This window comes from Streptomyces sp. DSM 41931 (assembly GCF_050271085.1).
Taxonomy (GTDB): domain Bacteria; phylum Actinomycetota; class Actinomycetes; order Streptomycetales; family Streptomycetaceae; genus Streptomyces; species Streptomyces albogriseolus.
The window spans coordinates 3300539-3326529 of sequence record NZ_CP189902.1; the positions used below are offsets into that span (position 1 = coordinate 3300539).

General features: G+C 74.0%; 22 protein-coding genes, 4 tRNA genes and 1 other RNA gene. 10 read left to right on the forward strand and 17 right to left on the reverse strand.

The features are described 5' to 3' along the window. Positions 1-41: 41 nt before the first annotated feature. The 6 genes from ACP7TJ_RS15295 to purS form a co-directional block, all read right to left on the reverse strand. Complete coding sequence (locus ACP7TJ_RS15295) at positions 42-839, reverse strand: maleylpyruvate isomerase family mycothiol-dependent enzyme (protein WP_367542353.1); 798 nt, start codon at positions 837-839, stop codon at positions 42-44. A 9-nt stretch (positions 840-848) separates the two neighbouring features. Beyond that, positions 849-1685: a M23 family metallopeptidase gene (locus ACP7TJ_RS15300; RefSeq protein WP_427763520.1), complete on the reverse strand. Its 837-nt coding sequence runs from the start codon at positions 1683-1685 to the stop codon at positions 849-851. A 26-nt stretch (positions 1686-1711) separates the two neighbouring features. After that, a complete protein-coding gene (locus ACP7TJ_RS15305; RefSeq protein ID WP_367507416.1) occupies positions 1712-2212 on the reverse strand; it encodes an ArsR/SmtB family transcription factor in 501 nt (166 codons plus the stop codon). Between the two features lie 166 nt (positions 2213-2378). After that, a complete protein-coding gene (gene purL / locus ACP7TJ_RS15310) occupies positions 2379-4637 on the reverse strand; it encodes a phosphoribosylformylglycinamidine synthase subunit PurL (protein WP_427763522.1) in 2259 nt (752 codons plus the stop codon). After that, positions 4634-5314, reverse strand: coding sequence for a phosphoribosylformylglycinamidine synthase subunit PurQ (gene purQ, locus ACP7TJ_RS15315; RefSeq protein WP_093768545.1), 681 nt, complete (start codon positions 5312-5314; stop codon positions 4634-4636). Before purQ ends, purL begins: the two co-directional genes overlap by 4 nt. Next, positions 5311-5574 carry a phosphoribosylformylglycinamidine synthase subunit PurS gene (gene purS / locus ACP7TJ_RS15320; RefSeq protein ID WP_006133353.1) on the reverse strand — a complete coding sequence of 88 codons (264 nt, stop codon included), beginning with the start codon at positions 5572-5574 and terminating at the stop codon, positions 5311-5313. The genes purQ and purS overlap by 4 nt, the downstream gene beginning before the upstream one ends. Positions 5575-5929: 355 nt before the next feature. On the opposite strand from purS, the gene ACP7TJ_RS15325 reads away from it, so the two are divergent. The 8 genes from ACP7TJ_RS15325 (at position 5930) to ACP7TJ_RS15360 (ending at position 10579) form a co-directional block, all read left to right on the forward strand. Beyond that, positions 5930-6247, forward strand: coding sequence for a histone-like nucleoid-structuring protein Lsr2 (locus ACP7TJ_RS15325; RefSeq protein ID WP_093768546.1), 318 nt, complete (start codon positions 5930-5932; stop codon positions 6245-6247). Positions 6248-6427: 180 nt separating this feature from the next. Beyond that, a tRNA-Gly gene (locus tag ACP7TJ_RS15330) sits at positions 6428-6499 on the forward strand. Positions 6500-6578: 79 nt separating this feature from the next. Next, positions 6579-6651 (forward strand) — tRNA-Gly (locus ACP7TJ_RS15335). Positions 6652-6815: 164 nt separating this feature from the next. Next, complete coding sequence (locus ACP7TJ_RS15340; protein ID WP_167741457.1) at positions 6816-7787, forward strand: ABC transporter ATP-binding protein; 972 nt, start codon at positions 6816-6818, stop codon at positions 7785-7787. Beyond that, positions 7784-8560: an ABC transporter permease gene (locus ACP7TJ_RS15345; protein WP_376725932.1), complete on the forward strand. Its 777-nt coding sequence runs from the start codon at positions 7784-7786 to the stop codon at positions 8558-8560. Before ACP7TJ_RS15340 ends, ACP7TJ_RS15345 begins: the two co-directional genes overlap by 4 nt. A 77-nt stretch (positions 8561-8637) precedes the next feature. Continuing rightward, complete coding sequence (locus tag ACP7TJ_RS15350; protein ID WP_093768549.1) at positions 8638-9870, forward strand: sensor histidine kinase; 1233 nt, start codon at positions 8638-8640, stop codon at positions 9868-9870. Beyond that, positions 9867-10481 (forward strand): response regulator transcription factor, encoded by a 615-nt coding sequence (locus tag ACP7TJ_RS15355; RefSeq protein ID WP_176710895.1) that lies wholly within the window; start codon positions 9867-9869, stop codon positions 10479-10481. The genes ACP7TJ_RS15350 and ACP7TJ_RS15355 overlap by 4 nt, the downstream gene beginning before the upstream one ends. 25 nt (positions 10482-10506) lie before the next feature. Next, positions 10507-10579, forward strand: a tRNA-Gly gene (locus tag ACP7TJ_RS15360). 100 nt (positions 10580-10679) lie between these two features. Here ACP7TJ_RS15360 and ACP7TJ_RS15365 read toward each other — a convergent pair. The 6 genes from ACP7TJ_RS15365 to ffs form a co-directional block, all read right to left on the reverse strand. After that, positions 10680-11579 carry a phosphoribosylaminoimidazolesuccinocarboxamide synthase gene (locus tag ACP7TJ_RS15365; protein WP_093768550.1) on the reverse strand — a complete coding sequence of 300 codons (900 nt, stop codon included), beginning with the start codon at positions 11577-11579 and terminating at the stop codon, positions 10680-10682. A gap of 178 nt (positions 11580-11757) precedes the next feature. Continuing rightward, a complete protein-coding gene (locus ACP7TJ_RS15370; protein ID WP_189912629.1) occupies positions 11758-13122 on the reverse strand; it encodes a N,N-dimethylformamidase beta subunit family domain-containing protein in 1365 nt (454 codons plus the stop codon). A gap of 112 nt (positions 13123-13234) precedes the next feature. Beyond that, positions 13235-14989 carry a hypothetical protein gene (locus ACP7TJ_RS15375; protein ID WP_266547362.1) on the reverse strand — a complete coding sequence of 585 codons (1755 nt, stop codon included), beginning with the start codon at positions 14987-14989 and terminating at the stop codon, positions 13235-13237. A gap of 288 nt (positions 14990-15277) precedes the next feature. After that, positions 15278-16531, reverse strand: coding sequence for a phosphoribosylamine--glycine ligase (purD, locus tag ACP7TJ_RS15380; RefSeq protein ID WP_387752408.1), 1254 nt, complete (start codon positions 16529-16531; stop codon positions 15278-15280). Between the two features lie 144 nt (positions 16532-16675). Further along, entirely contained in the window at positions 16676-18931 is a 2256-nt protein-coding gene (locus ACP7TJ_RS15385) for a DNA polymerase III subunit gamma and tau (RefSeq protein ID WP_427763527.1), read from the reverse strand. 48 nt (positions 18932-18979) lie between these two features. Then, an RNA gene (ffs, locus tag ACP7TJ_RS15390) (signal recognition particle sRNA small type) lies at positions 18980-19078 on the reverse strand. Between the two features lie 72 nt (positions 19079-19150). Here ffs and ACP7TJ_RS15395 point away from each other — a divergent pair. Both ACP7TJ_RS15395 and ACP7TJ_RS15400 read left to right on the forward strand, forming a co-directional pair. Then, positions 19151-19238: transfer RNA gene (locus ACP7TJ_RS15395), tRNA-Ser, on the forward strand. 214 nt (positions 19239-19452) lie between these two features. Continuing rightward, entirely contained in the window at positions 19453-19674 is a 222-nt protein-coding gene (locus ACP7TJ_RS15400) for a hypothetical protein (protein WP_093764172.1), read from the forward strand. A 429-nt stretch (positions 19675-20103) separates the two neighbouring features. Here ACP7TJ_RS15400 and ACP7TJ_RS15405 read toward each other — a convergent pair whose 3' ends face one another. The 5 genes from ACP7TJ_RS15405 to ACP7TJ_RS15425 form a co-directional block, all read right to left on the reverse strand. Continuing rightward, positions 20104-21846 carry a copper resistance protein CopC gene (locus tag ACP7TJ_RS15405; protein ID WP_427767367.1) on the reverse strand — a complete coding sequence of 581 codons (1743 nt, stop codon included), beginning with the start codon at positions 21844-21846 and terminating at the stop codon, positions 20104-20106. A 138-nt stretch (positions 21847-21984) separates the two neighbouring features. Beyond that, entirely contained in the window at positions 21985-22755 is a 771-nt protein-coding gene (locus ACP7TJ_RS15410; protein ID WP_093764178.1) for an SDR family NAD(P)-dependent oxidoreductase, read from the reverse strand. Then, positions 22752-23231 (reverse strand): cupin domain-containing protein, encoded by a 480-nt coding sequence (locus ACP7TJ_RS15415; protein WP_093764179.1) that lies wholly within the window; start codon positions 23229-23231, stop codon positions 22752-22754. The genes ACP7TJ_RS15410 and ACP7TJ_RS15415 overlap by 4 nt, the downstream gene beginning before the upstream one ends. Then, positions 23228-23836 carry a GNAT family N-acetyltransferase gene (locus ACP7TJ_RS15420; protein WP_093764180.1) on the reverse strand — a complete coding sequence of 203 codons (609 nt, stop codon included), beginning with the start codon at positions 23834-23836 and terminating at the stop codon, positions 23228-23230. The genes ACP7TJ_RS15415 and ACP7TJ_RS15420 overlap by 4 nt, the downstream gene beginning before the upstream one ends. Continuing rightward, positions 23829-25922, reverse strand: a complete 2094-nt coding sequence (locus tag ACP7TJ_RS15425; RefSeq protein ID WP_427763531.1) for a penicillin acylase family protein — start codon at positions 25920-25922, stop codon at positions 23829-23831. The genes ACP7TJ_RS15420 and ACP7TJ_RS15425 overlap by 8 nt, the downstream gene beginning before the upstream one ends. Positions 25923-25991: the final 69 nt, after the last annotated feature.

A 25991-nucleotide genomic window follows, 5' to 3' on the forward strand; every position in this document is an offset into this window, starting at 1 on the left:
GGTGCGGAGCGGGCGGTTCCCCCGGTTTCGGCGCCCGCTTCTCAGCCGAGCAGCGGCAGGTACGGCCCGAGGTCGGCCCGCTCCCCGCCGGCGCTGACCTCGGCGGAGGCCACGGCGTCCGGCCAGGAGAGCCGCCCGCCGGCCAGCCGGATCCAGGTCAGCGGGTCGGTCTCCACCACGTTCGGCGGGGTGCCGCGGGTGTGCCGGGGCCCCTCGACGCACTGCACCACCGCGAACGGCGGCACACGCACCTCCGTGGAGCCGCCAGGCGCCTTCGCGGCGAGCGCGTCGGCCAGCAGCCGCACACAGGTGGCGAGCGCCTGCCGGTCGTACGGGACGTCCAGGCCGGGGACGGCGGCGTTCAGGTCGTCGGTGTGGACGACCAGCTCCACGGCGCGGGTGACGACGTAGTCGGTGAGGGGCAGGGCGCCCGCGCTGGTCGGGAGCAGCCTGCCGCTCGGGTGGGCGTCGAGGCGGGCGGTGAAGCGCCGCTCGGCGTCCGCCAGGTAGGCGTCGAGGTCGGGGTGGCCGGCGGCGAGCCGGTGCGCGGTGCCGGCGATGGCTCCGGCGTCGGCGGCGATGGCGGAGGGCCAGTCGGTCAGCCGGGCATCCTGCCTGGCGGGCTCCGGCTCGTCCAGCAGCCGGTCGACGGCCAGCAGCGCGACCCCGATGTGGGCGACCAGCTCCCGGACGGTCCAGTCGCCGAGCCTTGTCGGCGCGGCGAGCTGCTCCGGGGTGAGGGCGCCGACCGCGGTGCGCACGTTCCCGAACTGGGCCAGGACGGCGGCGCGGGTCTTGGCGGGGTCGTAGGAGCGGGGGCGTTTCCTGGCCGGTGGCATGGCGGAAGCCTATGCGGGGGCGCCGGCCCGCCGGGCGGGTATCTCGAACACCTCGTTGTTGCGGGGGACGCCGGTGCCGCGCCAGGCGAAGGGGATGCCGCGTGCGGTGTCCGGGTCGGGGCCGTCCATCAGCTGGAAGTGCAGGTGGGGCTCGGTGGAGTTGCCCGAGTTGCCGACCTGGGCGAGCACCTGTCCCGCGTGCACCCGGTCGCCCTCGCGGACGGTCAGGGAGCCGCGCCTGAGGTGGGCGTAGAGGACGTACACGCCGTCGCCGAGGTCGAGGACGACGTGGTTGCCGAGGATCTTTCCGGCGCCGAGCAGGTCGCGCACGTTCGCCTCGAGGATCATCAGATAGGCCAGCGCGGGCAGCGAGGTGCGGCTGAGGTGGTCGCGGGCCCGGTCGGCGGCGCGGACGACGGTGGCGTCGGCCACCGCGTGCAGCGGGGCGCCGTAGGCCGGGAAGTCGGTGTTGCGGCGGGCTACGGGCCACAGCGCGCGGAACGCCGGACGGGAGCCCGGCTCGGGTTCGGCGACCACGTCGATGGCGAAGGTCTGGCCGTAGGCGTGGGTGTGGTGGCTCGGCGTGTGGTCCGCCGGGCTGTTCAGCGCCGTCCAGCGGCCGGTGACCGGGGGCTCGACCTCGACGGGTTCCCGGGCGGCGCGAGGGCTGTCCGGGGCACCGCCCCATCGGTTGGCGACGACCAGGACGGCGTAGGCCAGCACCAGCGGCAGGAAGTCCCACCACACCGGATGGCCGAGGTCCAGCGTCACATGGGCGATCACCAGGGCGAAGAAGGCGATCTGGAGCGTGCGGTAGGCGGTCATGGCGAGTTTGCGTGCGGACATGCTTCCCCCTGTGTTCGTCGGTGCGGTCAGGGCCGCGCCGCCGCCAGCGCCACCAGCAGCGGCACCACCCGGCCCGCCGGGACCTCGTGTCGGCCCCGGCCGGTGTTGTGCAGCCAGCCGGCGGCGGTCAGCTGGCGCAGGTGGTGGTAGATCTGCCCGGTCGTGCCGATGTCGTCCAGCTCCGCCAGTTCGGCGGCGGTGCGGCGGCCGCCCGTTATCTCCCGGAGCAGCCGGAGCCGGACCGGGTGACCGAGGGCCGCGAAGGACTCGGCTGCGTCCGGCCACTCGTAGGCGAGCAGGTCCGAGGTGAGCGCCCCGTGCTGCCAGTCGTACCGCTCACCGGTCGGCAGCCGCACCGCGCCGGTGAACAGCACGCCTCCGTCGGCGGCCTTCAGCTCGGCAAGCTGCTCCTTGAGTCCCTCCAGGGCCCAGAAGTCGCCCTCGCCCGTGCTGGGAGCCGTACGGTCGGCGGCTTCGAGGGCCGCGATGCGGCGCTCGAGCTCGGTCATGCGCTGTTCCAGTTCCACGTGTTCGAGATTACGTAACTTCGTAATTCCGCGCAAGAGGACGTGCACACCTGTGGACGACCGGACACGACGAAGCCCCCGCCGGAAGGGCGGGGGCTTCGTGCGCGAAGAGCGGCGGAGAGCCGCGAAGGACGGCGACGGGCCGTGGCTCAGGCCAGCAGCGCCCTCAGGCCAGCAGCGCCGGAATCGTCCCCTCGTGGGCCTCGCGCAGGTCGGCCAGGGGGAGGGAGAACTCGCCCTGGACCTCGACCGTGTCGCCGTCGACGACGCCGATGCGGGTGGCCGGAAGGCCGCGCGCACCGCACATGTCGTTGAAGCGGACCTCCTCCGAGCGCGGCACGGCGACGATCGCGCGGCCGGCCGACTCGGAGAACAGGAAGGTGAACGCGTCCAGCCCGTCGGGCACGACCAGACGCGCGCCCTTGCCGCCGAGCAGCGCCGACTCGACCACGGCCTGGATCAGACCGCCGTCCGACAGGTCGTGCGCGGAGTCGATCATGCCGTCGCGGGAGGCGGAGATCAGGATCTCGCCGAGCAGCCGCTCACGCTCCAGGTCGACCTTCGGGGGCAGTCCGCCGAGGTGGTCGTGGATCACCTGCGACCAGGCCGAGCCGCCGAACTCCTCGCGGGTGTCGCCGAGGAGGTACAGCAGCTGGCCCTCCTCCTGGAAGGCGACCGGGGTGCGGCGGGCCACGTCGTCGATGACGCCGAGGACGGCGACCACCGGAGTCGGGTGGATGGCCGCCTCGCCCGTCTGGTTGTAGAGCGAGACGTTGCCGCCGGTCACCGGCGTGCCGAGCTGCTTGCAGCCGTCCGCAAGACCGCGCACGGCCTCCGCGAACTGCCACATCACCGCCGGGTCCTCCGGCGAGCCGAAGTTCAGGCAGTCGGAGACGGCGAGCGGCCTGGCTCCGGTCGTGGCCACGTTGCGGTAGGCCTCCGCGAGGGCCAGCTGCGCGCCCGCGTAGGGGTCGAGCTTGGCGTACCGGCCGTTGCCGTCGGTGGCGATCGCGACGCCGAGGCCGGACGCCTCGTCGATGCGGATCATGCCGGAGTCCTCGGGCTGGGCGAGGACGGTGTTGCCCTGCACGAAGTGGTCGTACTGCTGGGTGATCCACTGCTTGGACGCCTGGTTCGGCGAGGCGACCAGCTTGAGGACCTGGTCCTTCAGCTCCTCGCCGTTCTGCGGGCGGGGCAGCTTGTTCGCGTCGTCCGCCTGGAGCTCGTCCTGCCAGGACGGGCGGGCGTAGGGGCGCTCGTAGGTGGGGCCCTCGTGGGCGACGGTGCGCGGGTCGACGTCGACGATCTTCTCGCCGTGCCAGAAGATCTCCAGGCGGTCGCCGTCGGTCACCTCGCCGATGACGGTCGCGATGACGTCCCACTTGTCGCAGATCTCGAGGAAGCGGTCGACCTTGTCGGGCTCCACGACCGCGCACATGCGCTCCTGCGACTCGCTCATGAGGATCTCCTCGGGCGAGAGCGTGGAGTCGCGCAGCGGGACGTCGTCGAGGGTGACGCGCATGCCGCCGGAGCCGTTGGAGGCCAGCTCGGACGTGGCGCAGGACAGACCGGCCGCGCCGAGGTCCTGGATGCCGACGACGAGCTTCTCCTGGAACGCCTCCAGGGTGCACTCGATGAGCAGCTTCTCCTGGAAGGGGTCGCCGACCTGCACCGCGGGGCGCTTCGACGGCTTGGCGTCGTCGAAGGTCTCCGAGGCGAGGATGGACGCGCCGCCGATGCCGTCGCCGCCGGTCCGGGCGCCGTACAGGACGACCTTGTTGCCCGCGCCGGACGCCTTGGCGAGGTGGATGTCCTCGTGCCGCATGACGCCGATGGCACCGGCGTTGACCAGCGGGTTGCCCTGGTAGCAGGCGTCGAAGACGACCTCGCCGCCGATGTTGGGCAGGCCCAGGCAGTTGCCGTAGCCGCCGATGCCGGCGACCACGCCGGGCAGGACGCGCTTGGTGTCGGGGTGGTCGGCCGCGCCGAAGCGCAGCGGGTCCACGACCGCGACCGGGCGGGCGCCCATCGCGATGATGTCGCGGACGATGCCGCCGACGCCGGTGGCCGCGCCCTGGTAGGGCTCGACGTACGACGGGTGGTTGTGCGACTCGACCTTGAAGGTGACCGCGTAGCCCTGGCCGACGTCCACGACGCCCGCGTTCTCGCCGATGCCGACGAGCAGCGCGTCGGACTCGGGGGCCTTCTCGCCGAACTGGCGCAGGTGGACCTTGCTGCTCTTGTACGAGCAGTGCTCGGACCACATCACGGAGTACATGGCGAGCTCGGCGCCGGTCGGGCGGCGGCCGAGGATCTCCACCACCCGCTCGTACTCGTCCTTCTTCAGGCCCAGCTCGGCCCAGGGCAGCTCGACGTCGGGGGTCGCGGCCGCGTGCTCGACCGTGTCCAGAGGCGTCCGGCTCATGCGTTGACCAGCTTCTTGAGGATCGACGTGAAGAACGGCAGGCCGTCGGTACGGCCCGTACCGATCAGCGACTCGACGGCGTGCTCGGGGTGCGGCATCAGGCCGACGACGTTCCCGGCCTCGTTGGTGATGCCGGCGATGTCGTTGAGCGAGCCGTTGGGGTTGAAGTCCAGGTAGCGGAAGGCCACGCGGCCCTCGGCCTCCAGCTCGTCCAGCGTCCGCCGATCGGCGACGTAGCGGCCGTCCATGTTCTTCAGCGGGATGTGGATCTCCTGGCCGGCCTCGTAGTCCGTGGTCCAGGCGGTGTCCGCGTTCTCCACCCGCAGCTTCTGGTCGCGGCAGATGAAGTGCAGGTGGTCGTTGCCCAGCATGCCGCCGGGGAGCAGGTGCGCCTCGGTGAGGATCTGGAAGCCGTTGCAGATGCCGAGCACCGGCATGCCCGCCCGGGCCTGGTCGATGACGGTGTCCATGACCGGCGAGAAGCGCGCGATGGCGCCGGCGCGCAGATAGTCGCCGTAACTGAAACCGCCGCAGAGCACCACGGCGTCGACCTGCTTGAGGTCCTTGTCCTTGTGCCAGAGGGCGACGGGTTCGGCGCCGGCGACGCGGATCGCGCGCTGGGTGTCCCGGTCGTCCAGGCTGCCCGGGAAAGTGACGACGCCAATACGAGCGGTCACTTGGCCGCCTCCGCCACTTCCTCGACGCGGACGGTGAAGTCCTCGATCACGGTGTTGGCGAGGAAGGATTCCGCAAGATCGTGGATACGGGCGAGCGCGGCCTCGTCGACCGGCCCGTCAACTTCCAGTTCGAATCGCTTTCCCTGACGGACGTCCGAGATCCCTTCGAAACCCAGACGCGGCAGTGCGCGCTGCACCGCCTGGCCCTGGGGGTCGAGGATCTCCGGCTTGAGCATGACGTCGACTACGACGCGTGCCACTGGCACTCCCGGTGTGTGGTGCTGAGCAGGTCCCTTCAGACTACCCGCACAAAATTTCTACGCGAGTAGAGTTGTAGGAATCTACGTGAGCACCGTCACGATTCGGCATCGCGGGGAGACCCGCTGGAAAAGATCCGGGAAAGATCCGCCTTCTCCCGCACACCGCTATTGCGCCCGGACACGCGGACAGATTTAGTCGGGCTTCCCATTGCATTGCCGGGCACTGTACAAATGAATTGTCATTAGCAGATACTTTGCCCGATTACACGCGGACAGCCGGCATCTCGGCGACCGTACCGGCACGTCATCACGGACGGCCGGACGGAAGAGGTGTCGCACGAAGGGACCGATATTCGTGGCGCAGAAGGTCGTGGTCACTCTCTTCGACGACATCGACGGCTCGGAAGCGGCGGAAACGATCGCCTTCGGGATCGACGGCACGTCGTACGAGATCGACCTCAACGAAGCCAATGCCAGGAAACTGCGTGAGGCGCTCGAGCCCTACGTGGACGCCGGCCGCAAGCGCGCCCGCTCCGGCAAGGCCTACCGGCAGACCGAGGTCGCCCCGGACCCGGCGGCCGTGCGCGCCTGGGCGCAGGCGAACCGGATGGACGTCCCGGCCCGCGGCCGCATCCCCAAGAAGGTCTACGAGGCGTTCGCCGCGGCCCGCTGAACCGCGCCCGGCTCCGCGCCCGGAACCGCACCCGCGTACGGAGCCGGCCCCGGCCGGGTGACCCCGCCGACGGCCGGTCACCGGGCGCTCCGGGCAACCGACTTGCGCAGCCCCCCTGCTGATCAGCTAAAGTCTGGAGCACGCCGAGGGGCGAGGCCGAAGGGCCCGGTCCGAGGACATGCGGGTGTAGTTCAGTAGTAGAACATCCCCCTTCCAGGGGGAAGGCGCAGTGTGCAATTCCTGTCACCCGCTCTGCACCACATACCGACCACACTGGTGGATCAGGTAAGCTGGTGCCCGCGCCGATCGGTGAGAGCCGGTCGGAGGCAATGCGGACGTAGCTCAGTTGGTAGAGCGCAACCTTGCCAAGGTTGAGGTCGCGAGTTCGAGCCTCGTCGTCCGCTCGGGAACAAGACCCCGGTCCCTCGGACCGGGGTCTTTTCGTGTGCCCGCCCCACGGCGCTCTCTCCGTCCGGCCTCGGATCCGTACGGCCCCTCTGACATTTGTCATGTCCCGTGATGACACCGCGCACTGCCGAGTCCTTCCGCCGGCCGCGAGGCTCGAGGCATGGAAACGAACGGACTTGAGCACGTGATCGAGGTCACAGGGCTGCGACGCGTCTACGGGGGCGGGTTCGAAGCGGTGCGCGGGATCGACTTCACCGTGCGACGCGGGGAGATCTTCGCCCTGCTGGGCACCAACGGCGCCGGCAAGACCTCCACCGTCGAACTCCTCGAAGGACTGGCCCCGCCGGCCGGCGGACGGGTCCGGGTCCTCGGCCACGACCCCTACAGCGAGCGCGCCGCCGTACGGCACCGCACCGGCGTGATGCTCCAGGAGGGCGGCTTCCCCTCCGAGCTGACCGTCGCCGAGACCGCCCGCATGTGGGCGGGCTGCGTCAGCGGCGCCCGACCCGAGCGGGAGGTGCTCGCGATGGTGGGCCTGGCCTCCAAGACCGACGTCCGGGTCAAGCAGCTGTCCGGGGGCCAGCGCCGCCGGCTCGACCTGGCGCTCGCGCTGCTCGGCGACCCCGAGGTGCTGTTCCTCGACGAGCCGACCACCGGACTCGACGCCGAAGGCCGCCACGACACCTGGGAGTTGGTGAGCGCGCTGCGCGACGCCGGCACCACCGTGCTGCTCACCACGCACTACCTGGAGGAGGCCGAGAACCTCGCCGACCGGCTCGCGATCATGCACGACGGGCGGATCGCCGTCACCGGCACCCCGGCCGAGGTCACCGCGACCGAGCCGTCCCGGATCACCTTCGACCTGCCCGACGGCTACCACCTGGGCGACCTCCCGCCGCTCGGCCCGATCGGCGTGGGCGACCACACCGTGGACGGCCGCACCGTCCGGCTGCGCACCCGCGACCTGCAGCGCTCGGCCACCGAGCTGCTGGTGTGGGCGCGGGACGCGGGCGTGGAGCTGCGCCGGCTCGACGTGCGCTCGGCCTCCCTGGAGGAGGCCTTCCTCACCATCGCCAAGGACGCCTCGGCCTCCGCGCCGAACGACGTGACCACGCGGGAGTACGCGGTATGAGCACCACCACGACCACCCCGGCCGGCCGGATGACGTCCCTGGCCCGGGCCGAACTGACCCTGCTGGGACGCAGCAAGGGCACCCTCTTCGCCGCGCTGTTCGTGCCGCTGATCATGCCGCTCAGCGTGCGCTCCGCCGCCGAGGAGATGGACCTCGCGGAGGCCGGGCTCACCGCCGGTGAGCTCGTCCTGCCCGCCGCCGTCGGCTTCTCGCTGCTGTTCGCCGTGTACTCCTCGCTCGTCGGTGTCTACGTCTTGCGGCGCGAGGAGCTGGTGCTGAAGCGGCTGCGCACCGGCGAGCTGCGGGACGCGGAGATCCTCGCCGGGTCCGCGCTGCCGGCCGTCCTCACCGGGCTGCTGCAAAGCCTGCTGCTGATCACGGCCTGCACCGTGCTGCTCGACCTCTCCGCGCCCTCCGCTCCCCACCTGGCCGTCCTCGGGCTGCTGCTGGGCCTCGTGCTCAGCGCGGCGCTCGCCGCCGTCACCGCGAGCTGGACGCGCACCGGCGAGAGCGCCCAGGTCACGCCCATGCCGCTGCTGATCGTGTCGATGCTGGGCTCCGGGATGTTCGTCCCGCTGGAGCTGTTCCCGGACCGTCTGGCGTCGGTCTGCGAGCTGCTGCCGCTGACCCCGGTCGTCAGTCTGGTGCGCGGCGGCTGGACCGGCGACCTCACGGCCGGGGAGTCCCTCGGGGCCCTCGTGATCGCCCTGGCCTGGACCGCCCTGGCGGTGTTTGCTGTACGGCGGCGGTTCCGCTGGGAGCCGCGGCGCTGAGGCGCTGAACAGGGGGCGGACGGCCGCACCCCGGTGACGGGTGCGGCGGCGGACGACGGTACGGACAGGAGCGGTGGATGGGCAGCCCGGGCGGCTGGTGGGGGCGCAAGAGCACGCCCGCCAAGGTGGAGACGTACACGCGGTGGTCGTTCCACTTCATCGCGCTGTCCGAGCCGACGGTGATCGGTGTGACCGCCTTCGGCCATGTGGAGGCGCGGTTCGCGCTGCTGCTGATGGTGCCGGTCGCGGCGCATGTCGCGCTGGCCATGGTGACCGCCTCCCGCGCCCTGGACTGGACGTGCGGCCGGCGACCCCAGCCGCTGCGGCTGCTGTGGGCGCTCGGCGCCGTCACCGCCGCGCTCGCCGTCACCGCCCTCGTCCTCAGCCGGCACGGACCCGGCGGGGAGGACACGGCCACCGTCCTGGGCTCGGTCTTCGGCGCCACGCTCAGCTACGGCGTCGGCATGATGGCCCTCGGTGTGAAGGACCGGCGGAACGTCGTCCGGCTCGTCCTCGGGTACGGGGCGGGCGCGGGTCTGGTGGCCTGGCCGGCCGGCATGCCCGCCCTCGGCGCGCTGGCCGCGGCCGCGTTCCTGACGGCCGCGAGCGGCTTCTTCGCGGCCACCTCCTGCTTCTCCGTCTGGCTGCTCAAAGCCGTCTACGCCCTCGACGAGGCGCGGGAGACCAGGGCCCGGCTCGCGGTCGCCGAGGAGCGGCTCCGCTTCGGCCGCGACCTGCACGACGTCATGGGCAGGAACCTCGCCGTGATCGCGCTCAAGAGCGAGCTGGCCGTCCAGCTCGCGCGGCGCGAACGGCCCGAGGCGGTCGAGCAGATGATCGAGGTGCAGCGCATCGCCCAGGAGTCCCAGCGGGAGGTGCGCGAGGTGGTGCGCGGCTACCGCCGGGCCGACCTGGAGGCCGAACTCCACGGCGCCCGCGGCGTGCTGCGCGCGGCCGGGATCGACTGCGAGGTCAGCGGCGGCACCGACGGGCTGCCCGCCGAGGTGCAGTCGGCGCTCGGCTGGGTGGTGCGGGAGGCGACCACCAACGTGCTGCGGCACGGTGACGCGAAGAAGTGCACCGTCACGGTGCTCAGGCCGGAGGGGCGTGTGGTGCTGACGGTGCGGAACGACGGGGCGACCGCCCCGCACGGGTCCTCCCGTACGGGCGGAACGGGGCTGGCCGGGCTGCGGGAGCGGCTGTCCGCCGTGGGCGGCACGCTGGACGCCGGAGAGGCCGGGGACGGCGAGTTCCGGCTCGTCGCAGAGGTTCCGCTGACCGCGCGTCCCGCGCTGGAGGTCGCGTCGTGACCGGTGTGGTGCGGCTGCTGCTCGCCGACGACGAGCATCTGATCCGCGGGGCGCTGGCCGCCCTGCTGTCCCTGGAGGACGACCTCATGGTGGTCGCCGAGGCCGCGTCCGGCCCGGAGGCCCTGGCGATGGCGCGGGCCCACGCCCCGGACGTCGCCGTGCTGGACCTCCAGATGCCCGGCGCGGACGGTGTGAAGGTCGCCACAACCCTGCGCGCCGAGCTGCCCGGCTGCCAGGTGCTGATCGTGACCGGGCACGGGCGCCCGGGGCATCTCAAGCGGGCGCTCGCGGCGGGGGTGCGGGGCTTCGTCCCCAAGACCGTCAGCGCCCAGCGGCTCGCGGAGATCATCCGCACCGTGCACGCGGGAAACCGCTACGTCGACCCCGAGTTGGCAGCCGACGCGATCGCCGCCGGCGACTCGCCGCTCACCGCGCGCGAGGCGGAGGTGCTGGAGCTGGCGGCGGACGGGGCGCCCGTGGCGGAGATCGCGGAGCGGGCCCGGCTGTCCCAGGGGACCGTGCGGAACTATCTCTCCTCCGCCGTCTCGAAGCTCGGCGCGGAGAACCGCCACACAGCGGTGCGTCTCGCCCGCGAGCGCGGTTGGGTATAGTGGTGCTCGCGCCACGGCGCAGCAGGCGAACGTAGCTCAGTTGGTAGAGCGCAACCTTGCCAAGGTTGAGGTCGCGAGTTCGAACCTCGTCGTTCGCTCAGAGGACGAAGGCCCCGGTCACCGACCGGGGCCTTCGTCGTGTGCCAGCGCCCTGGGGGCGGGCCGAGGCGTCGTGCGCCCCGGCCCCCGTGCCGCGCGTCAGCTCCAGGTGATGCCCGTCAGACGCTCGTACGCCTCCACGTACTTCGCCCGGGTGGCGTCCACGACCTGCTGCGGCAGCGGCGGCGGAGGCTGCTCGCTCTTACGGTCCCAGCCCGACTCGCCCGAGGTGAGCCAGTCGCGCACGAACTGCTTGTCGTACGAGGGCTGCGCGCGCCCCGGCTCCCACTGCTCGGCCGGCCAGAAGCGGGACGAGTCCGGGGTGAGCACCTCGTCCGCGATGACCAGGCTGTCCCCGTCGTACCCGAACTCGAACTTGGTGTCCGCGAGGATGATGCCCCGGTCGCGGGCGATGTCGCGGGCGCGGGAGTAGGCGGCGAGGGTCGCCTGGCGCAGCTGGGCGGCGGTCTCCGCGCCGACCTGGCGGGCGACCTCCTCGTAGGAGACGTTCTCGTCGTGCTCGCCGACGGCGGCCTTGGTGGCGGGCGTGAAGATCGGGGCGGGCAGCTCGGAGCCGTCGACCAGGCCGTGGGGCAGGGCCAGTCCGCAGACCGTCCGGGTCTCGTTGTACTCGGCGAGGCCCGACCCGGTGAGGTAGCCGCGGGCCACGCACTCCACCGGGACCATGTTCAGCGACTTGCACACCAGGGTGCGGCCCGCCCAGTCGGCGGGGGCGCCCTCCGGGAGGTCGGTGCTCAGCACGTGGTTGGGGAGCAGGTCGGCGAGCTGGTCGAACCACCACAGGGAGAGCTGGGTGAGCACCCGGCCCTTGTCCGGGATCTCGGTGGGCAGCACCCAGTCGTAGGCGGAGATGCGGTCGCTGGCGACCATCACGAGGTCGCCCGCCTCGTTCCGGTACAGCTCGCGCACCTTGCCGGTGTGCAGATGCACCAGGCCCGGAACCTGGATCGGCTCGGGCTTGTCGACGAATCCGGACACGGTTCCTCCGCGTGGTTGACCAGAAGGGACGCCCGCAGCGCTCCCGGCTCCCGCGCAAGCTCCCGGAGGGCGGTGGCGGGAAGGGGCCGGACGGTAGGTCGATTCTCCCGTATGTGCGGACGGGACGGCGGCCGGGGTGGTGCGGGCGGGTTCGACGGGCGCGGGTGCGCGCACCCCTTCAGTCACGTTTGCAGATGCGGTCGAGCAGGTTGGCGGTGGCCCGCTGGACGCGGGGGTCGGCGTGCCCCGGCCGGGCCAGCGCCGGGGACCAGGCGAGCGTGCCCGAGGCGAACACCCAGGCCCCGGACGGCGCGCGGTACAGGGACGTCTCCTGGTGGCACCGGGCGCCCTGCCGGTCGCCGTACGGGGAGTGCGCGAGCAGGATCCGCTCGTCGTGGGCGGGCAGCGGGGTGCGCGGGTAGTAGCGGTCGGCCCCGCCCGCGACCAGGCCGTCGAGCGCGTCGCCCTCGTGTGCGCCGGTCGCCTCCCACAGCCAGTGGCCGGCGTTGCGGACGATCAGCGGGCGCGGTCTCGGCACCGGGCCCGCGTACTGGATGCCGAGCAGCAGCTGTTCGGCGCGGTCGCTCTCCCGCCACAGCGCGGGTCCGGTCCGGCCCCGGCGTCTGCCGCAGGTGAGCAGGCGGTCGGGGCCGGAGGGGGCGGGGGCCAGCTCGGCCTGCCGGTGCAGGGTGCGCGCGGAGAGGAACACCAGCGAGGTGCCGTGCTCGCGGGCGCGCTCCACGGCCGTGCGCATCCGCGCCGTCCAGTACTCGTCCCGGCCGGGGAAGACCAGACCCCGGTGGCGACCAGGGTCGACGCGGCCGGCGTGCAGGTCGTGGGCGGTGGCGTAGCCGAGGTCGTAGCCGTAGCGCTCCGCCCAGCGGATCACGTCGTAGGCATGCCCGGCCTCCGGCGGGAGCCCGTCGCCCGCGTACGGACGGTCGAACGAGACGGTCGTGACCGGGTCGGCCGCGTCGTGCTCGTCGTCGGCGGGGGCGAGACTCGCGCCGGTGCGGCCGTCCGCCGCCGGATACGGGTTGTACGCCTGCCACGTGAGGTCCGGCAGCACCAGCAGCAGGTCGGCCGCGCGGTCGTCCCGCACGGTGAACGGGACGTGCGCGTGGTGCCGCCCGTCCTCCGTGGCCAGCACGGCGACGTACGCGCCGACGCTCCAGTACGACGGGACCGCCAGCCGCCAGGACCGCCACCAGTGGTGGCAGGAGACGGTGCGTCCGGCGGTGAGCGGCGGGAGCTGCGCCGTGCCGTGGAGGCGGGGGCTGGTGGTGATCTCGGCGGCGCCCCGGCCGTCGTAGTGGCCGATGCGGTGGATCGTGACGCGGAACGGCCGGGGCGGGTCGACGGTGACGTGGAAGTCGACCGAGTCGCCGGGGGCGACGGCCGGGGCGGAGGCGAAGCCTTCGATGCGGCCGTCGGCGTCGTGACCGGAGGGAGCCGGCCAGGGGAAGGCGACGGGTGCGAAGGGGTCGGCGGCGCCGGGCGCCGGTGCCCCTGTCGCTTCGTGGCGGACTCGCGCCGGTCGCATGACCGTCCCCCTCCCCTGAGCGTGAACGGCCCCAGCACATCACATGACGTACGGATGTCGTCACCGTTCGTCGTGAGTGCGTTGAAGTGGAGGAATGCGCTCCGGGCGCCGCTCAGGCGAGGCGTACGGGCTTCTCGGGGCGTATGCCCTGCCGGGTGAGCCAGCTCCGCAGGCCCGAGGGGTCACCGTCCTCGATGAGGGTCAGCACCTGGGGCGGGAGGTCCGTGGCGCGGGCGCCGCCGACGAGGAGGGTGGGTCCGTCGAGCCAGTCGAGACCGGGGACGGCGCCCACCGTGTCCATCGCCGCGCAGCAGACCATCGCCGTGATGTGGTCGGCGAGCAGCTCCCGCCCGGTGCGGGGCGGCTGGAGCGGGAAGAGGGGGAGCGCGCGGTCGTCGCGCAGGGGGTCGGGATCGGGCGCCGCGGCGCTCTGCGGACCGGCGGGTACGGCGGCCGCCGCGGCCTCCTCGCGGGCCAGCTCGGCCGTGAGGCGCGCGGCGAGGGCGGCGCTGTGGGCGGTGCCGCCGGCCGGGTCGTCGTCGTCCGGGGCGACGGCCGTGACGGCCGGCACGGGCGCCGGGTGCGGGTCCGGTGCGGCGGTCAGACGGGTCAGGACGCGGGCGAGGGTGGGGCCGTCGGGGGCCTGTGTCTCCTCGTCCGCGAGCGGTACCCGCAGGGTGTCGAGTATCCGGTGCAGCCGGGCGGCGTCGGTGCGCCACTTGCGGCCCGCGACCTCCTCCGGATAGTCGCCCCAGTGGACCGGCGACCAGTCGGGACCGGCCTCCGCCGGGCCGCCGTGGAAGAGGCGGGCGGCGAGCAGGGAGGTGGCCTCGTCGACCGCGCCGGGCTCCTCCAGCAGGTCGCAGGCGGGACGCTCCCCGAGCCGGGAGGCGAACCCCTCGGCCAGCCGGTCGCGCCGGGACAGCTCGGTGAGGGCGGCGACCACGCCCGCGTTGAGCCGGGCGGGCCAGCGGCCCATCCGCCAGGCGGGCAGCGCCACCCGGGTGAGCAGCCGGTCCCAGCCCGCGTAGGCGAGCCCGACCTGCTCCTGGGCGACGATCCGCAGTCCGTAGTCCACGGCCTTGGCTCGCTCGGCCGCGGCGGCGGCGACCCCACGCTCCATCTCGGCCGCGTGCACCCGGCTGCCGTGCAGCAGCAGGCGGGCCACCCAGCCGACCCCGGCGAGCACCCCGCGGAACACCGGCCCCCGGTCCGGCGCCGACGACACGGCGACCGCGGCGTCCAGGCCCTGGACGAAGCGCCGGGCGGCGGCTATGTCCGGGTGCGCCGACGGTCCCGTGCCGGCGACGACCGGGGCCAGCAGGGCGCGCAGCTCGGCCACCCGCATCCACCACAGGAACGGCGAGCCGATGACCAGCACGGGCGCGGCGGGCGCGCGGCGCGCGGACCGGCCCGCGTGGGCCACGTCGTCGTGATCCTCCGGGGGCGACGGGGCGTGCGCCGGGTGCGTACGGTCCTCCAGCCAGCTGTCGCAGTCCGGGGTGAGCGCTATGGCGGACGGCGCGGGGACGCCGAGGCGGTCGGCGAGGTCCCGCACCATCCGGTACAGGTCCGGGGCCGCCTCCTCGGCGATCGGCACGGTCGGGCTGACGGCGGGCCGGGCGCGGGCGACGACCAGGGCGACACCGGCGGCGAGCAGCAGCACCAGCACGGCGACCGGCGTCACGATCCGGCGGGCGAGGTCCCAGCCGGGGCCGGGGAGATGCCCGGTGGACCCGCCGGCCAGCAGGATCACCGCGGCGGCGGCGGGCAGCAGCGCGACGGCCAGCGCCCGGCTGCGGACGTGCAGCACGGCCAGCGCACGGGCCCGGGCGCCCTGCTCTCTCCTCGCACCGCTCACGCTCATGGCCCGCCCTCACCCCCTCCCGGCGCCTGACGCAGTCCTGGCTTGCCCATGCCCCCACTGTGGCACCCGCCACCGACATCGCAATGCCGGTGGGCCAAGTGCCGGAACGCTTGCGCGGCACCCTAGTTGGGGCCTCGGCCCCCGTCAGCCGGATAGCACATCGCTCACTCGATGGAATGGCTTTGGGGAGAGGTGGTCGACGGACGGCAAGGGTCAGGCCCCGGATCCTGGAGGGATCCGGGGCCTGTGAGAAGACCTGTGAGAAGGGGGAAGCGCCGTGCGTGCCGCTCAGGCGCCCTGCGCCGCCTTCCGCGCGATGTCCGTGCGGTGCTGGGAACCGTCGAGGCGGATGCGGGCCACGGCACGGTAGGCGCGGTCGCGGGCCTCGGTGAGGTCCTTGCCGGTCGCCGTCACGGACAGCACGCGCCCGCCCGCGCTGACGACCGTGTCGCCCTCCCGCCGGGTCCCGGCGTGCAGGACGTACGCGTGCGGGGCGTCCTGGGCGGCGACCTCGTCGAGGCCGGTGATGGGGTCGCCGGTGCGCGGGGTGCCGGGGTAGTTGTGCGAGGCGACGACCACGGTGACCGCGGCGTCGTCGCTCCAGCGGACCGGCTCCAGGTGGGCGAGGTTGCCGGTGGCGGCGGCCATCAGCAGGCCGGCCAGCGGGGTCTTCATCCGGGCCAGCACCACCTGGGTCTCGGGGTCGCCGAACCGGGCGTTGAACTCGATCACGCGGACACCGCGCGAGGTGATCGCCAGACCGGCGTAGAGCAGACCGGAGAACGGCGTGCCGCGGCGGCGCATCTCGTCCACGGTCGGCTGCAGCACGGTCTCGACGACCTCGTCGACCAGCTTGGGGTCGGCCCAGGGCAGCGGGGAGTACGCCCCCATGCCGCCGGTGTTCGGGCCCTCGTCGCCGTCCAGCGCGCGCTTGAAGTCCTGGGCGGGCTGGAGGGGCACGACGGTCTCGCCGTCGGTGATCGCGAAGAGGGAGACCTCGGGGCCGTCGAGGAACTCCTCGACGACGACCCGGTCGCATCCGGCGGCGTGCGCGCGGGCCGCCTCGAGGTCGTCGGTCACGACGACGCCCTTGCCGGCCGCGAGCCCGTCGTCCTTCACGACGTACGGGGCGCCGAAGGCCTTGAGAGCCGCGTCGACCTCGCCCGGGGTGGTGCACACGTAGGAGCGGGCGGTGGGCACGCCGGCCCCCGCCATGACGTCCTTCGCGAAGGCCTTGGAGCCCTCGAGCCGCGCGGCCTCCTTGGAGGGGCCGAAGACGGGGATGCCCGCCTCGCGCACGGCGTCGGCGACCCCGGCGACCAGGGGCGCCTCGGGGCCGACCACCACGAGGTCCGCGCCCAGCCGCACGGCCAGCGCGGACACGGCGGCGCCGTCGAGGGCGTCGACCTGGTGCAGCTCGGCGACCTCGGCAATGCCGGCGTTGCCGGGCGCGCAGTGCAGCGCGGTGACATCGGGGTCGAGGGACAGGGAGTGGCACAGGGCGTGTTCGCGGGCGCCGCTGCCGATGACGAGGACCTTCACGGGGGTCAGCCTAACGGCAGACGGGGGGCGTTCTTTGTGCGGGCTTCCGAACGGGTGGGGAGGGGGCGGTCGTGCGTTCCTCCAAACCGGCCGGTCACGGGGGTGCCGGCGCTGAGGCCCGGACGGCGGCGCCCTGCTCGTCCGCTACTCGTTCGTGAACTCCTCGACGACCGTCGCGCCCAGCTCGCGGACCAGGAGCTCCTGCCCGGAGAGGGCGGACTCGTCGAGGTCGGGGTCGTCGTCCTCCGGGATGTCGTCCTCGGGCGAGACCGGCGCGGGCGGCTCCGGGGCGGCGGGCCGGGAGGGGGCGGCCGGGGCGGGCGCCGAGGGAACGGGGGACGGCGGTGCGGGGGCCGACGCCTGGGGGCTGGGGGGCCGACGGGTGTCGCCGGGACCGCCGCCGCCCGGTGCTCCGTAGCCGCTGCCGCCGCTGCGGCCGCCGGACGGGCCGCCCGCCGGGCCGGACGCGGCCGGGCCGCCACCGCCGGACGGGTCGACGACCGCCTCGATCTTCCACTGCACGTTGAACTGCTCGGTCAGCGCCTGACGCAGCACGTCCTCGCTGCCGCTGCTGACGAAGTTGTCGCGGGCGCCCGCGTTCACGAAGCCGAGCTGGAGGGTGGTGCCGTCGAAGCCGGTCACCTGGGCGTTCTGGCTGAGCAGGATCCAGGTGAAGCGGCGGCGGTTCTTGACCGTCTCCAGGATGTTCGGCCAGAGCATGCGGGGGTCGAGGCCGCCGCCTCCGCCACCGGGCGGAGTGGCGGGCATGGCGGGCGCGGGGGGTGCCAGCGGGGTCGCGGAGGCCGCGGGGGCCGACGGGGCGGTGGGCTGCGGCGACTGGGCCCTGCTCGCGCCGCCGCCCGTGGGGGCGGCCGTGGGCCAGCCGCCGGGCCGCCGTCCCGCGCCGGCGCCCGCGCCGCCTCCGCCGGCCGGGGTGGCGGTGGGCCAGGCGCCGGGGGCGGGCGTGGCGGGCGCCGGCGCGGCCGGGGGTGCCTGAGGCGCGGCAGGGGGCGGGGCCGGGGCGGGAGCCGGAGCCTGCGTCTGGGCCTGCGTCCGGTCCGGAGAGGGCGCAGTCGCGGGCGTCGGCTGCCCCTGCGTCCGTACGGCGGCGCGGGCCGCGGCGGGACCCCCGCCGGGCTCGACGGCGTCCGGAGCCGGAGCGGCTGCCCCGTGGTGGGCCTCCGGTCCGGGGATGTATCCCAGGGCGGGCACGCCGGCGGCCGCACCGCCCGCGGAGAACTGCACCCCGCGCTCGATGCGGTCCAGCCGGGCCATGAGCGAGCGCTCGTCGCCGTACGCGGCGGGCAGCAGCACGCGCGCGCAGATCAGCTCCAGCTGGAGCCGGGGCGAGGTGGCGCCACGCATCTCGGTGAGGCCCGCGTTGACGATGTCGGCGGCGCGGCCGAGCTCGGCGGGCCCGAACGTGCCGGCCTGCGCCTGCATACGCTCGATGACGTCGGCGGGGGCGTCGATCAGGCCCTTGTCGGCGGCGTCGGGGACGGCGGCGAGGATGACGAGGTCACGCAGCCGCTCCAGCAGGTCGGCGACGAAGCGGCGCGGGTCGTTGCCGCCCTCGATCACCCGGTCGACGACCTCGAAGGCGGCGGCTCCGTCACCGGTGGCGAAGGCCTCGACGACGGAGTCGAGCAGCGAGCCGTCCGTGTAGCCGAGCAGGGAGGTGGCCATGGCGTACGTCACGCCCTCCTCCCCGGCGCCGGCGAGCAGCTGGTCCATGACGGACATGGAGTCACGCACGGAACCGGCGCCGGCCCGCACCACCAGCGGCAGCACGCCCTCCTCGACGGCGATGCCCTCCTTCTGGCACACCTCGCCGAGGTACTCGCGGAGCGTGCCGGGCGGCACCAGCCGGAACGGGTAGTGGTGCGTGCGCGACCGGATCGTCCCGATGACCTTCTCGGGCTCGGTGGTCGCGAAGATGAACTTCAGATGCTCCGGCGGCTCCTCGACGACCTTGAGCAGCGCGTTGAAACCGGCCGACGTGACCATGTGGGCCTCGTCGATGATGTAGATCTTGTACCGGCTGGACGCGGGCCCGAAGAACGCCTTCTCCCGCAGGTCACGGGCGTCGTCCACACCGCCGTGGGACGCGGCGTCGATCTCGATGACGTCGATCGAACCGGGCCCGTTGCGCGCGAGGTCGCGGCAGGACTGGCAGGTGCCGCACGGGGTGGGGGTGGGTCCCTGCTCGCAGTTCAGGCAGCGCGCGAGGATCCGCGCACTGGTCGTCTTGCCGCAGCCGCGGGGTCCGCTGAACAGGTACGCGTGATTGACCCGGTTGTTCCGCAGCGCCTGCTGCAGCGGGTCGGTGACATGCTCCTGCCCGATGACCTCGGCGAAGGACTCGGGTCGGTAGCGGCGGTACAGCGCGAGAGACGACACGTCTACGAGGTTATAGGCGCGCACCGACAACCGGACCGGACGCCGGAGAACGCAAGCGCCCCCCACGCACCCGCCAGAGCCGACCTACCCTTGCTGCCTTCCGGCCCTGGGGGAGTTCAGTCAGATAGCGCCGCGTGAGGGGCTACGCAGAGGCTACCTCATCCGCCGGGGCGGGAACGAGTTCGCGAGCACTCCTCTCGGTCATGTAATGTTTCCGGCGGAGGATTCGCCTAGAGGCCTAGGGCGCACGCTTGGAAAGCGTGTTGGGGGCAACCCCTCACGAGTTCGAATCTCGTATCCTCCGCCAGTGCCTCACCGGGCACGATGTCGAAGGGCCCCACCGTTCGCGGTGGGGCCCTTCGACGTTGTCCGCCTCCCTCCCCGCAGTATGACCCCCGTCACATGCGTGGAGCGGGCCCGCGTCCGCGCCGTCCCAGGTCAGTGGCATGGCACGGTCGCTTCCGTCCGGGGCTGTGCCCATGACCACAGCGGGCGGAGCCCATGAAGGCGCATACTGAGACATGACTAAGCCCGCGGCGCCCAAGCGTCATCTGCCCACCAGCCCCTTCAAGGCCCCGGTCGCACCGGCTCCCAAGCACTTCGACACCGGCGACCAGGTCACCCATGACGTGTACGGCCTCGGCCGGGTGGTCGGCATCGAGGACGGGGTCGCGGCGCTCGTGGACTTCGGCTCGGCGCAGATGCGGATCCTGAGCCCGTACCCCAAGATGACCAAGCTCTAGGACCGCCGTGCGCGGTCAGGGCACCTCAGGCCCTCTCCGCGGCCTGTGACGAAAGGCAGACCTCTCATCGACGCCACATCGCTGTTCTCGGCCCCGGCCGGGCAGACACGCAGTTCCACCGGATCGCCGCCTCCGACGACGCAGCCCTTCCAGGCCCCGGACTTCGGCGAAGAGGAGATCTGGGCCGAGGACGCGGAGGAGCCCGCCCCGGACACGCACGCGGTGCGGCCCAGGTCTGCCTAGCCGGTGGGGGTGCCTGCTTCGGCACCTCCACCGTTCACAGGCCGCGGTCCCTGATGACCTTCTGTTCCGCCTGCTCCACGAGGAAGCGGGCCGCCGGGTCACCGTTCGCGCGCCGGACGGCGCCGCGTACCAGGGCGAGGTAGAAGAGAGTCGGTGCGCACGGTGTCCACCGCCCCCGCCGGTGCGTCACCGCGTGATCCGCACCCCCCGCTCCACCGTCACCTGGTCGATGTCCGAGACCCGGACCGTCAGTTTCATCGTCCAGGCGCCCTCCAGGGGGAGGGGGAGGTCGTTGGTGGCCCAGTAGCCGCCCCGGTCGGTGAGGCCGGCGTCGATGGGGCCCACGTCCTTGGACGGGAGGGTGAACGTGACACGGAGTTCCGGGACGAAGGTCAGGGCGCCCTGGGGGCCGAAGACCACCGCCTGGAGGCCGTTCTCGCCGACCCGGCCCGGGTCCATCGTGAGCTGGACCGTGCCGCTGCCGCCGGGCGTCCCCGTGTCGTAGGGGACCGTGAGCGCCTGCGCGCCGGGCAGGCCCGCCACCTGCGGTTCGGGCGCCTTCGCCGCCTCCGCCTCCGCGCGGGACGGCAGTGTGCCGGTCAGCACCGTGGTGACCAGCAGGACGGCCACCGCGACCACCACCTCCGCCAGGACGGAGCGGCGCAGGGCGCGGCGGTGCAGGGTTTCCGGTTCGACGGTGGTCATGTGCGTGGTCCTCGGTGCGGGAGGCGGGCCCGGCGCGCCCACCAGCGCCGGTACGCGTTCCCCGGCCGCCGCCGGGCGGGCGAGCAGGGCCGTCCAGCGGCGGGACAGGGCCGCCGCGCTCAGCAGGAACACCGTCGCCGCCAGCTTCACGGCGAGCGTGCGGCCGTACGCCGTCTCCGTCAGGGCGGACCAGGAGCCGAGGCCGCGCCAGGACTGGTAGGCGCCGGTGACGACGAGGACCGTCACCGACGTGAACGCCACGCGGGAGAAGCGGGCCACCGTGTCGTACGGCGGTGGTGTCCGCGCGCGGTGGAGGGTGAGCAGGAGGGCCGTCAGGCCGCCGGTCCAGCAGGCCATGGCCAGCAGGTGCAGCACCGACGACGTCATGGCGACCGGCACCTGGATGCCGGCCGAGGCGTGTTCGGCCGACGCCCATGTCAGGGCCAGGGCCACGGAGAAGGCCGCGCCCGCCGTCACACGGGTGCGCGGGGAGCGGCCGCGCAGGACGGGGAGCAGGAGTGCGGCCGTCAGCAGGAGAGCCAGGCGGGACAGCAGGGCCATGCCCGGGCGGCCGCTCACCGTGTCCGGGACCGCCGAGACGTCCAGCGCCGTCCCCGGCGACGTGCCCTTCTCGTAGGGCGCCCGCAGGATCAGCAGCGCCGCCGTCGTCACCAGCAGCGTCCACCAGCCGAACAGCAGCGGCGCCCGCAGCGGGCCCGTGTCCGGCGGGCGGCACAGGGCCGCGAACGCCGCCGTGCCGATGAGCAGCGCGGCCGCGAGGTAGGCGAGGTAGCGGCCGGTGTCGTAGAGGCTCTTGGTGACCGGGTGTTCGGCGTGGTCCTGGGGCGCCGCGGGCGGGGTGGGGGACGGCTTGCCGATGGAGAAGGTGAACGCGCCCGAGACGGGGTGGCTGTCCGCCGAGACCACCCGCCACGCGACCGTGTAGGTGCCCTCGCCGAGGTCCCGGGGCAGCGCGGCGCGGGCCGTGTCGGCGGCGCCGGCCGCGTGTTCGGGTTCCTCCATGGGGACGCGGCGGTTGTCGGGGCCGTAGATCCGGAAGGAGTCCTCGAGCAGGCCCACGGACTCGGTGAACGTCAGGGTGATGTGCGTGGGCGCCGTCCTGACGACGCTTCCGTCCTCGGGGTCGCTGGCGCGCAGGGCCGCGTGGGCGCTCGCCGGGGCGGCGCCCGCGAGGAGGAGGACCAGCAGGGTCCCCAGCAGCATCAGGGCCCGCCTCCACGCGAACCCGCCGCCCGCCGCCCCGTCGCGCCGTCGCTCCACGTCGTACCCGCCTCCCGGCCGTTCGCCTCCGGTGGAGTACGGACGGGACGCGCGGTCCGCTCAATGCGGCGGGGAACGGCTTCACCAGGTGGGGCGGGAGGTCGCCCCTCCGTCCACCACCAGGTCGTGGCCGGTCACCCAGGACGCGAGCGGGGAGGCCAGGAACACGCAGGCGTCGCCGACGTCCTCCGGGCGGCCGAGGCGGCCCACGGCGGACGCCTCCCGCCAGCGGCGGACGCCCTCCGGCCAGGCGTCGGCCAGGCCCTCCCGGTCGATCAGGCCGGGCGAGACCGTGTTGACGCGCACGCCCCAGGGGCCGTACTCCAGGGCCGCCGTGCGGGCGTGCATCACCACCGCGGCCTTGGACGCGCCGTAGTGGGCGTGGCCGGGGGCGGGGAAGCGGGCCTCGACGGAAGCGACATGGGTGACGGAGCCGCCGCCCTGGTCGCGCATCAGCCGTGCCGCCGCCTGGGTGCAGGCGAAGACGGCGGTCAGGTTGGTGTCCACGACCGCGCGCCACTCGGCCGCCGTCATCCCGGCGAGCTCCCGCACGGGCTGGACCCCGGCGTTGTTGACCAGCGCGGTGAGCCGGCCGCCGAAGCGTTCGGCGGCCTCGGCGACCAGGCGGTGGCAGGCGTCCTCGTCGGTGAGGTCGGCCCGCAGGACGACGGCCCGGCCGCCCGCCTCCCGGATGGCGGCCGCCGTCTCCTGCGCGGACGCGACGGAGGTGCGGCAGTGCAGGGCGACGGCCGCGCCCTCCTCGGCGAGCCGGCGGGCGATGCCCCGGCCGATGCCGCCGCCGGCGCCGGTGACCAGGGCGACCTGGCCGTGCAGCAGTCCCCGCTCGCTCATGGGCGGCCCAGCTCCGCGACCAGGCCGGCCCGGTCCGGGTGGCGGGCGGCCAGCTCGGCCGGGTCGCCGTGCTCGTAGCCCTCGTAGGTGAAGCCGGGGGCCATCGTGCAGCCGAACAGGGTCCAGGAGCCGCCGTCCGCGACGCGGGCGCCCATCCAGGTGCCGGCGGGGACGGTGAGCTGGACGTGCTGGCCGCCGAGCACGTCCGGGCCGAGGACCGGGGTGCTGCTGGTGCCGTCGGGGGCGAGCAGCAGCATCCGCAGCGGGTCGCCGAGGTAGTGGTGCCAGGTCTCGTCCGCGGGCAGGCGGTGCAGGGCCGAGTAGTCGCCGGGCTCGGCGGTGAGCAGGGCGACGATGGCGGTGCCCTCGGGGCGGCCGTCGGGCCGGGCGGGACCGGCCCAGGTCTGCCGGAACCGTCCTCCCTCCCGGGGGATCGGCTCCAGTCCGAAGTGGGCGACGAGGTCGTCGGGGGTCACCTTCCGAAGGCTACCTCCCGGGTGAGGAACGCGAGTTGTGCGTGCTTCCGAGGGAGGTACACGTCCGGCAGGTCCACCTCGGGCAGCACGACCCGGGGTCCGGTGGTGAAGCCCTGCCGCGCGAACCGGGCGATCGCCTTCTCGTTGGCGACGTCCGGGTCGACCACGATCCGCCGCCTGTCCAGGCCCAGCAGGACGTACGCGGAGACGGCCACCGCCAGCCCCGCGGTCCAGCCGGAACGGGTTTCGCCCGGCTCCGGGGGCGCGAGCAGCAGATGCATGCCGATGTCGCCCGGCTCGACGGGGTAGCAGGCGCCCACCCGGTCGGCCTCCGGCTCGTACGTCTGGAGCAGCCCGGCCGGGGCGCCGTCCTTGACGAGGAGGAACGCGTGATGGGTGTCGAGGGTCTCCATGTGCGCGTAGATCTCGAGGACCTGCTGCTCGGTGAGGCCGTTCATGCCCCAGAACACGGCGCGTTCCTCGCTCACCCAGCGGTGCAGCAGGGGCGCGTCGGCAGCCGGGGCCAGCGGCAGGACGCGTACGGTGCCGAAGCCGTCGACCGTCTGCTCGTGGACGGCCGGGCGGGAGGCGTACGGGTCAGACATCGGTCTCCTTCGTCAGCTGCGCCCAGTCGGTGACGACCGGGGCCAGGTCTCCTGCGAGCCACAGGGACTGCTGGTCCCGGTGGTGGGGCGATCCGGGGCGGCCCGAGGCGCCGTGCGGCACCACCCAGCGGCTGTCCTCGCGCCGGGCCAGGTCCCAGACGTAGCGGGCGGCGGGCCCGCGGACGGCGAGGTCGGTGACGCCGGGCACGGCGGAGGTGCACAGGACGCAGTCGTGGTCGCCGGACAGGCCGGGTTCCTCCTGCGGCTCCTCGGGCGGCAGCGCCCGCCAGGGCGCGAGACGGTGGGTGTCGCCCCAGGCGCCGGCGGTCGGCGCGGCGGCCGTCTCCTCCAGGGCCGCGCGGACGACGGCGGGCCGGTCGACGCCGAACAGGTCCTCCGCCGACAGCACGTGCTCGAGGGCGAACCCGATGCGCGGGACCAGCGTGAGCCAGGGGCGGAAGACCTCCGGGTACGGCGGCGGGGCCGCGGCGGCCGCGAGGGCGGGCTCGGCGGCCAGACGGCGGACGACCGCGCCGCGCAGGGCCGCGAAGGCCGCCGCGTCGGTGCTGCCGGCGTCCATGTGCCGGTCCCAGGCCAGCAGCCGCTCGCGCAGCGCGGACGCGGGTCCGGTGAGGTCCCGGGCGTCCAGCGCGGCCAGGTGGTCCAGGAGGGGCGCGGCGGAGGCGAGATGGGTGTCGGTGTGGATCGCGGCCATGTCGGCGGCCGACCAGCGGTGCCGCCGGGCGAGCAGGGCGGCGATGCGGCCGGCGCGGTGCGGCGGGGCGAACTCCACGCCGAGCGGGGCGGCGGGGCCGCGCTGGTTGGCCATCACGGCGACGCCGTCGTCGAGCCCGGCGCGCGGTGGCTCGTGCCAGCCCCGCCACTCGTGGCCGGGCTCCCAGGCGGGCACCAGGCGGAGACGGTTGGCGGCCGAGCGCACCGGGACGCGGCCGGCCACCCGGTGCAGGGTGCCGCCCTCGGTGTCGGCGGCGAGGACGACGTTGACGGGCTCGGCCCACAGGTCGGCGGCGCGGTCCACGTCGGCGACGCGGCGCGCCCGCAGCAGCGGCAGCAGGGCGCCGAAGCCGAGGTCGCCGGTGACGCGGGGCGGGTACCGCAGGGCGACGGCGAGCGGGGGTTCGCCGGGCTCCGGCACTCCGCCGTCGAGGCCCTCGGGTCCGCCGATGACGACGGGCCCGCGGTCGGTCTCGACGACCTCCACCTCGACGGGCTCCTCGCCCGCGACCTCGACGGTCTCGGTGTGCCGGGCGGCCCGCCGCCACACGCCGTCCGGGCCGAGCGCCTCGATCCCGGCGCCGGTGCGGCGCAGCCGCTCGCGGTAGAGGTCCTGGTAGTCCGCCATGGCGTTGGTGATGGCCCAGGCGACCGTGCCGGTGTGGCCGAAGTGGGCGATGCCGGGGACGCCGGGCACGGCGAGGCCGACGACGTCGAACTCCGGGCAGGACAGACGTATCTGCTGGTAGACGCCGGGGTCCTCGATGAAGCGGTGCGGGTCGCCGGCGACGACCGCCTGTCCGGTGACCGTGCGCTCGCCCGCGACCAGCCAGCCGTTGCTGCCGGAGGTGCCGGGGCCGTCGGTGGCGAACAGGCCCACGGCGTCCGCCCCGAGACGCGCGGCGGCGTGGTCGCGCCACAGCTTGGCGGGGAAGCCGGCGAAGAGGAGGTGCGTGGACAGCCACACGGCCAGCGGCGTCCACGGCTCCCAGCGGCCGGGGAGGATGCCGGCGCGGGCGAACTCCGGGGCGTCGTGCCCGTCCAAACCCTCGTTGACGCCGGTGACGTACGCCCGGATCCAGTCGGCGGTCTCCGGGTCGTGTTCCTCCAGGCGGGCGAGGCAGCGGCGGGCGGTGTCGGCGACGCGGGCGCGCCGGACCAGCACGTCCCAGGACAGCTCCCCGGCGCCGAGGAAGGAGGCCGAGGCGCCCTGGGCGCGGTGCCGCTCCACCTCGATCTGCCAGCCGCGGTCGCGGGCGGTCACCAGGCCCTGGAGACGCGCGAGTTCACGCGCGTCGTCGGCCCGCAGATGGGGAATCCCCCAGGGGTCCCGGAAGATCGCACCGGACACTGTGCCCTCATTTCACTTTAGGTTAGGCTCCCCTAAGTAAACCGTGACGTGGCGGAATCGTACGCGAAG

Bases quoted from the DNA above. Each gene is read 5' to 3' on its own strand.
- ACP7TJ_RS15295 (WP_367542353.1), bottom strand. From the start codon at position 839: ATGCCACCGGCCAGGAAACGCCCCCGCTCCTACGACCCCGCCAAGACC.
- ACP7TJ_RS15300 (WP_427763520.1), bottom strand. From the start codon at position 1,685: ATGTCCGCACGCAAACTCGCCATGACCGCCTACCGCACGCTCCAGATC.
- purL (WP_427763522.1), bottom strand. From the start codon at position 4,637: ATGAGCCGGACGCCTCTGGACACGGTCGAGCACGCGGCCGCGACCCCC.
- ACP7TJ_RS15340 (WP_167741457.1), top strand. From the start codon at position 6,816: ATGGAAACGAACGGACTTGAGCACGTGATCGAGGTCACAGGGCTGCGA.
- ACP7TJ_RS15345 (WP_376725932.1), top strand. From the start codon at position 7,784: ATGAGCACCACCACGACCACCCCGGCCGGCCGGATGACGTCCCTGGCC.
- ACP7TJ_RS15350 (WP_093768549.1), top strand. From the start codon at position 8,638: ATGGGCAGCCCGGGCGGCTGGTGGGGGCGCAAGAGCACGCCCGCCAAG.
- ACP7TJ_RS15370 (WP_189912629.1), bottom strand. From the start codon at position 13,122: ATGCGACCGGCGCGAGTCCGCCACGAAGCGACAGGGGCACCGGCGCCC.
- ACP7TJ_RS15375 (WP_266547362.1), bottom strand. From the start codon at position 14,989: ATGAGCGTGAGCGGTGCGAGGAGAGAGCAGGGCGCCCGGGCCCGTGCG.
- ACP7TJ_RS15400 (WP_093764172.1), top strand. From the start codon at position 19,453: ATGACTAAGCCCGCGGCGCCCAAGCGTCATCTGCCCACCAGCCCCTTC.
- ACP7TJ_RS15405 (WP_427767367.1), bottom strand. From the start codon at position 21,846: ATGCTGCTGGGGACCCTGCTGGTCCTCCTCCTCGCGGGCGCCGCCCCG.
- ACP7TJ_RS15410 (WP_093764178.1), bottom strand. From the start codon at position 22,755: ATGAGCGAGCGGGGACTGCTGCACGGCCAGGTCGCCCTGGTCACCGGC.
- ACP7TJ_RS15420 (WP_093764180.1), bottom strand. From the start codon at position 23,836: ATGTCTGACCCGTACGCCTCCCGCCCGGCCGTCCACGAGCAGACGGTC.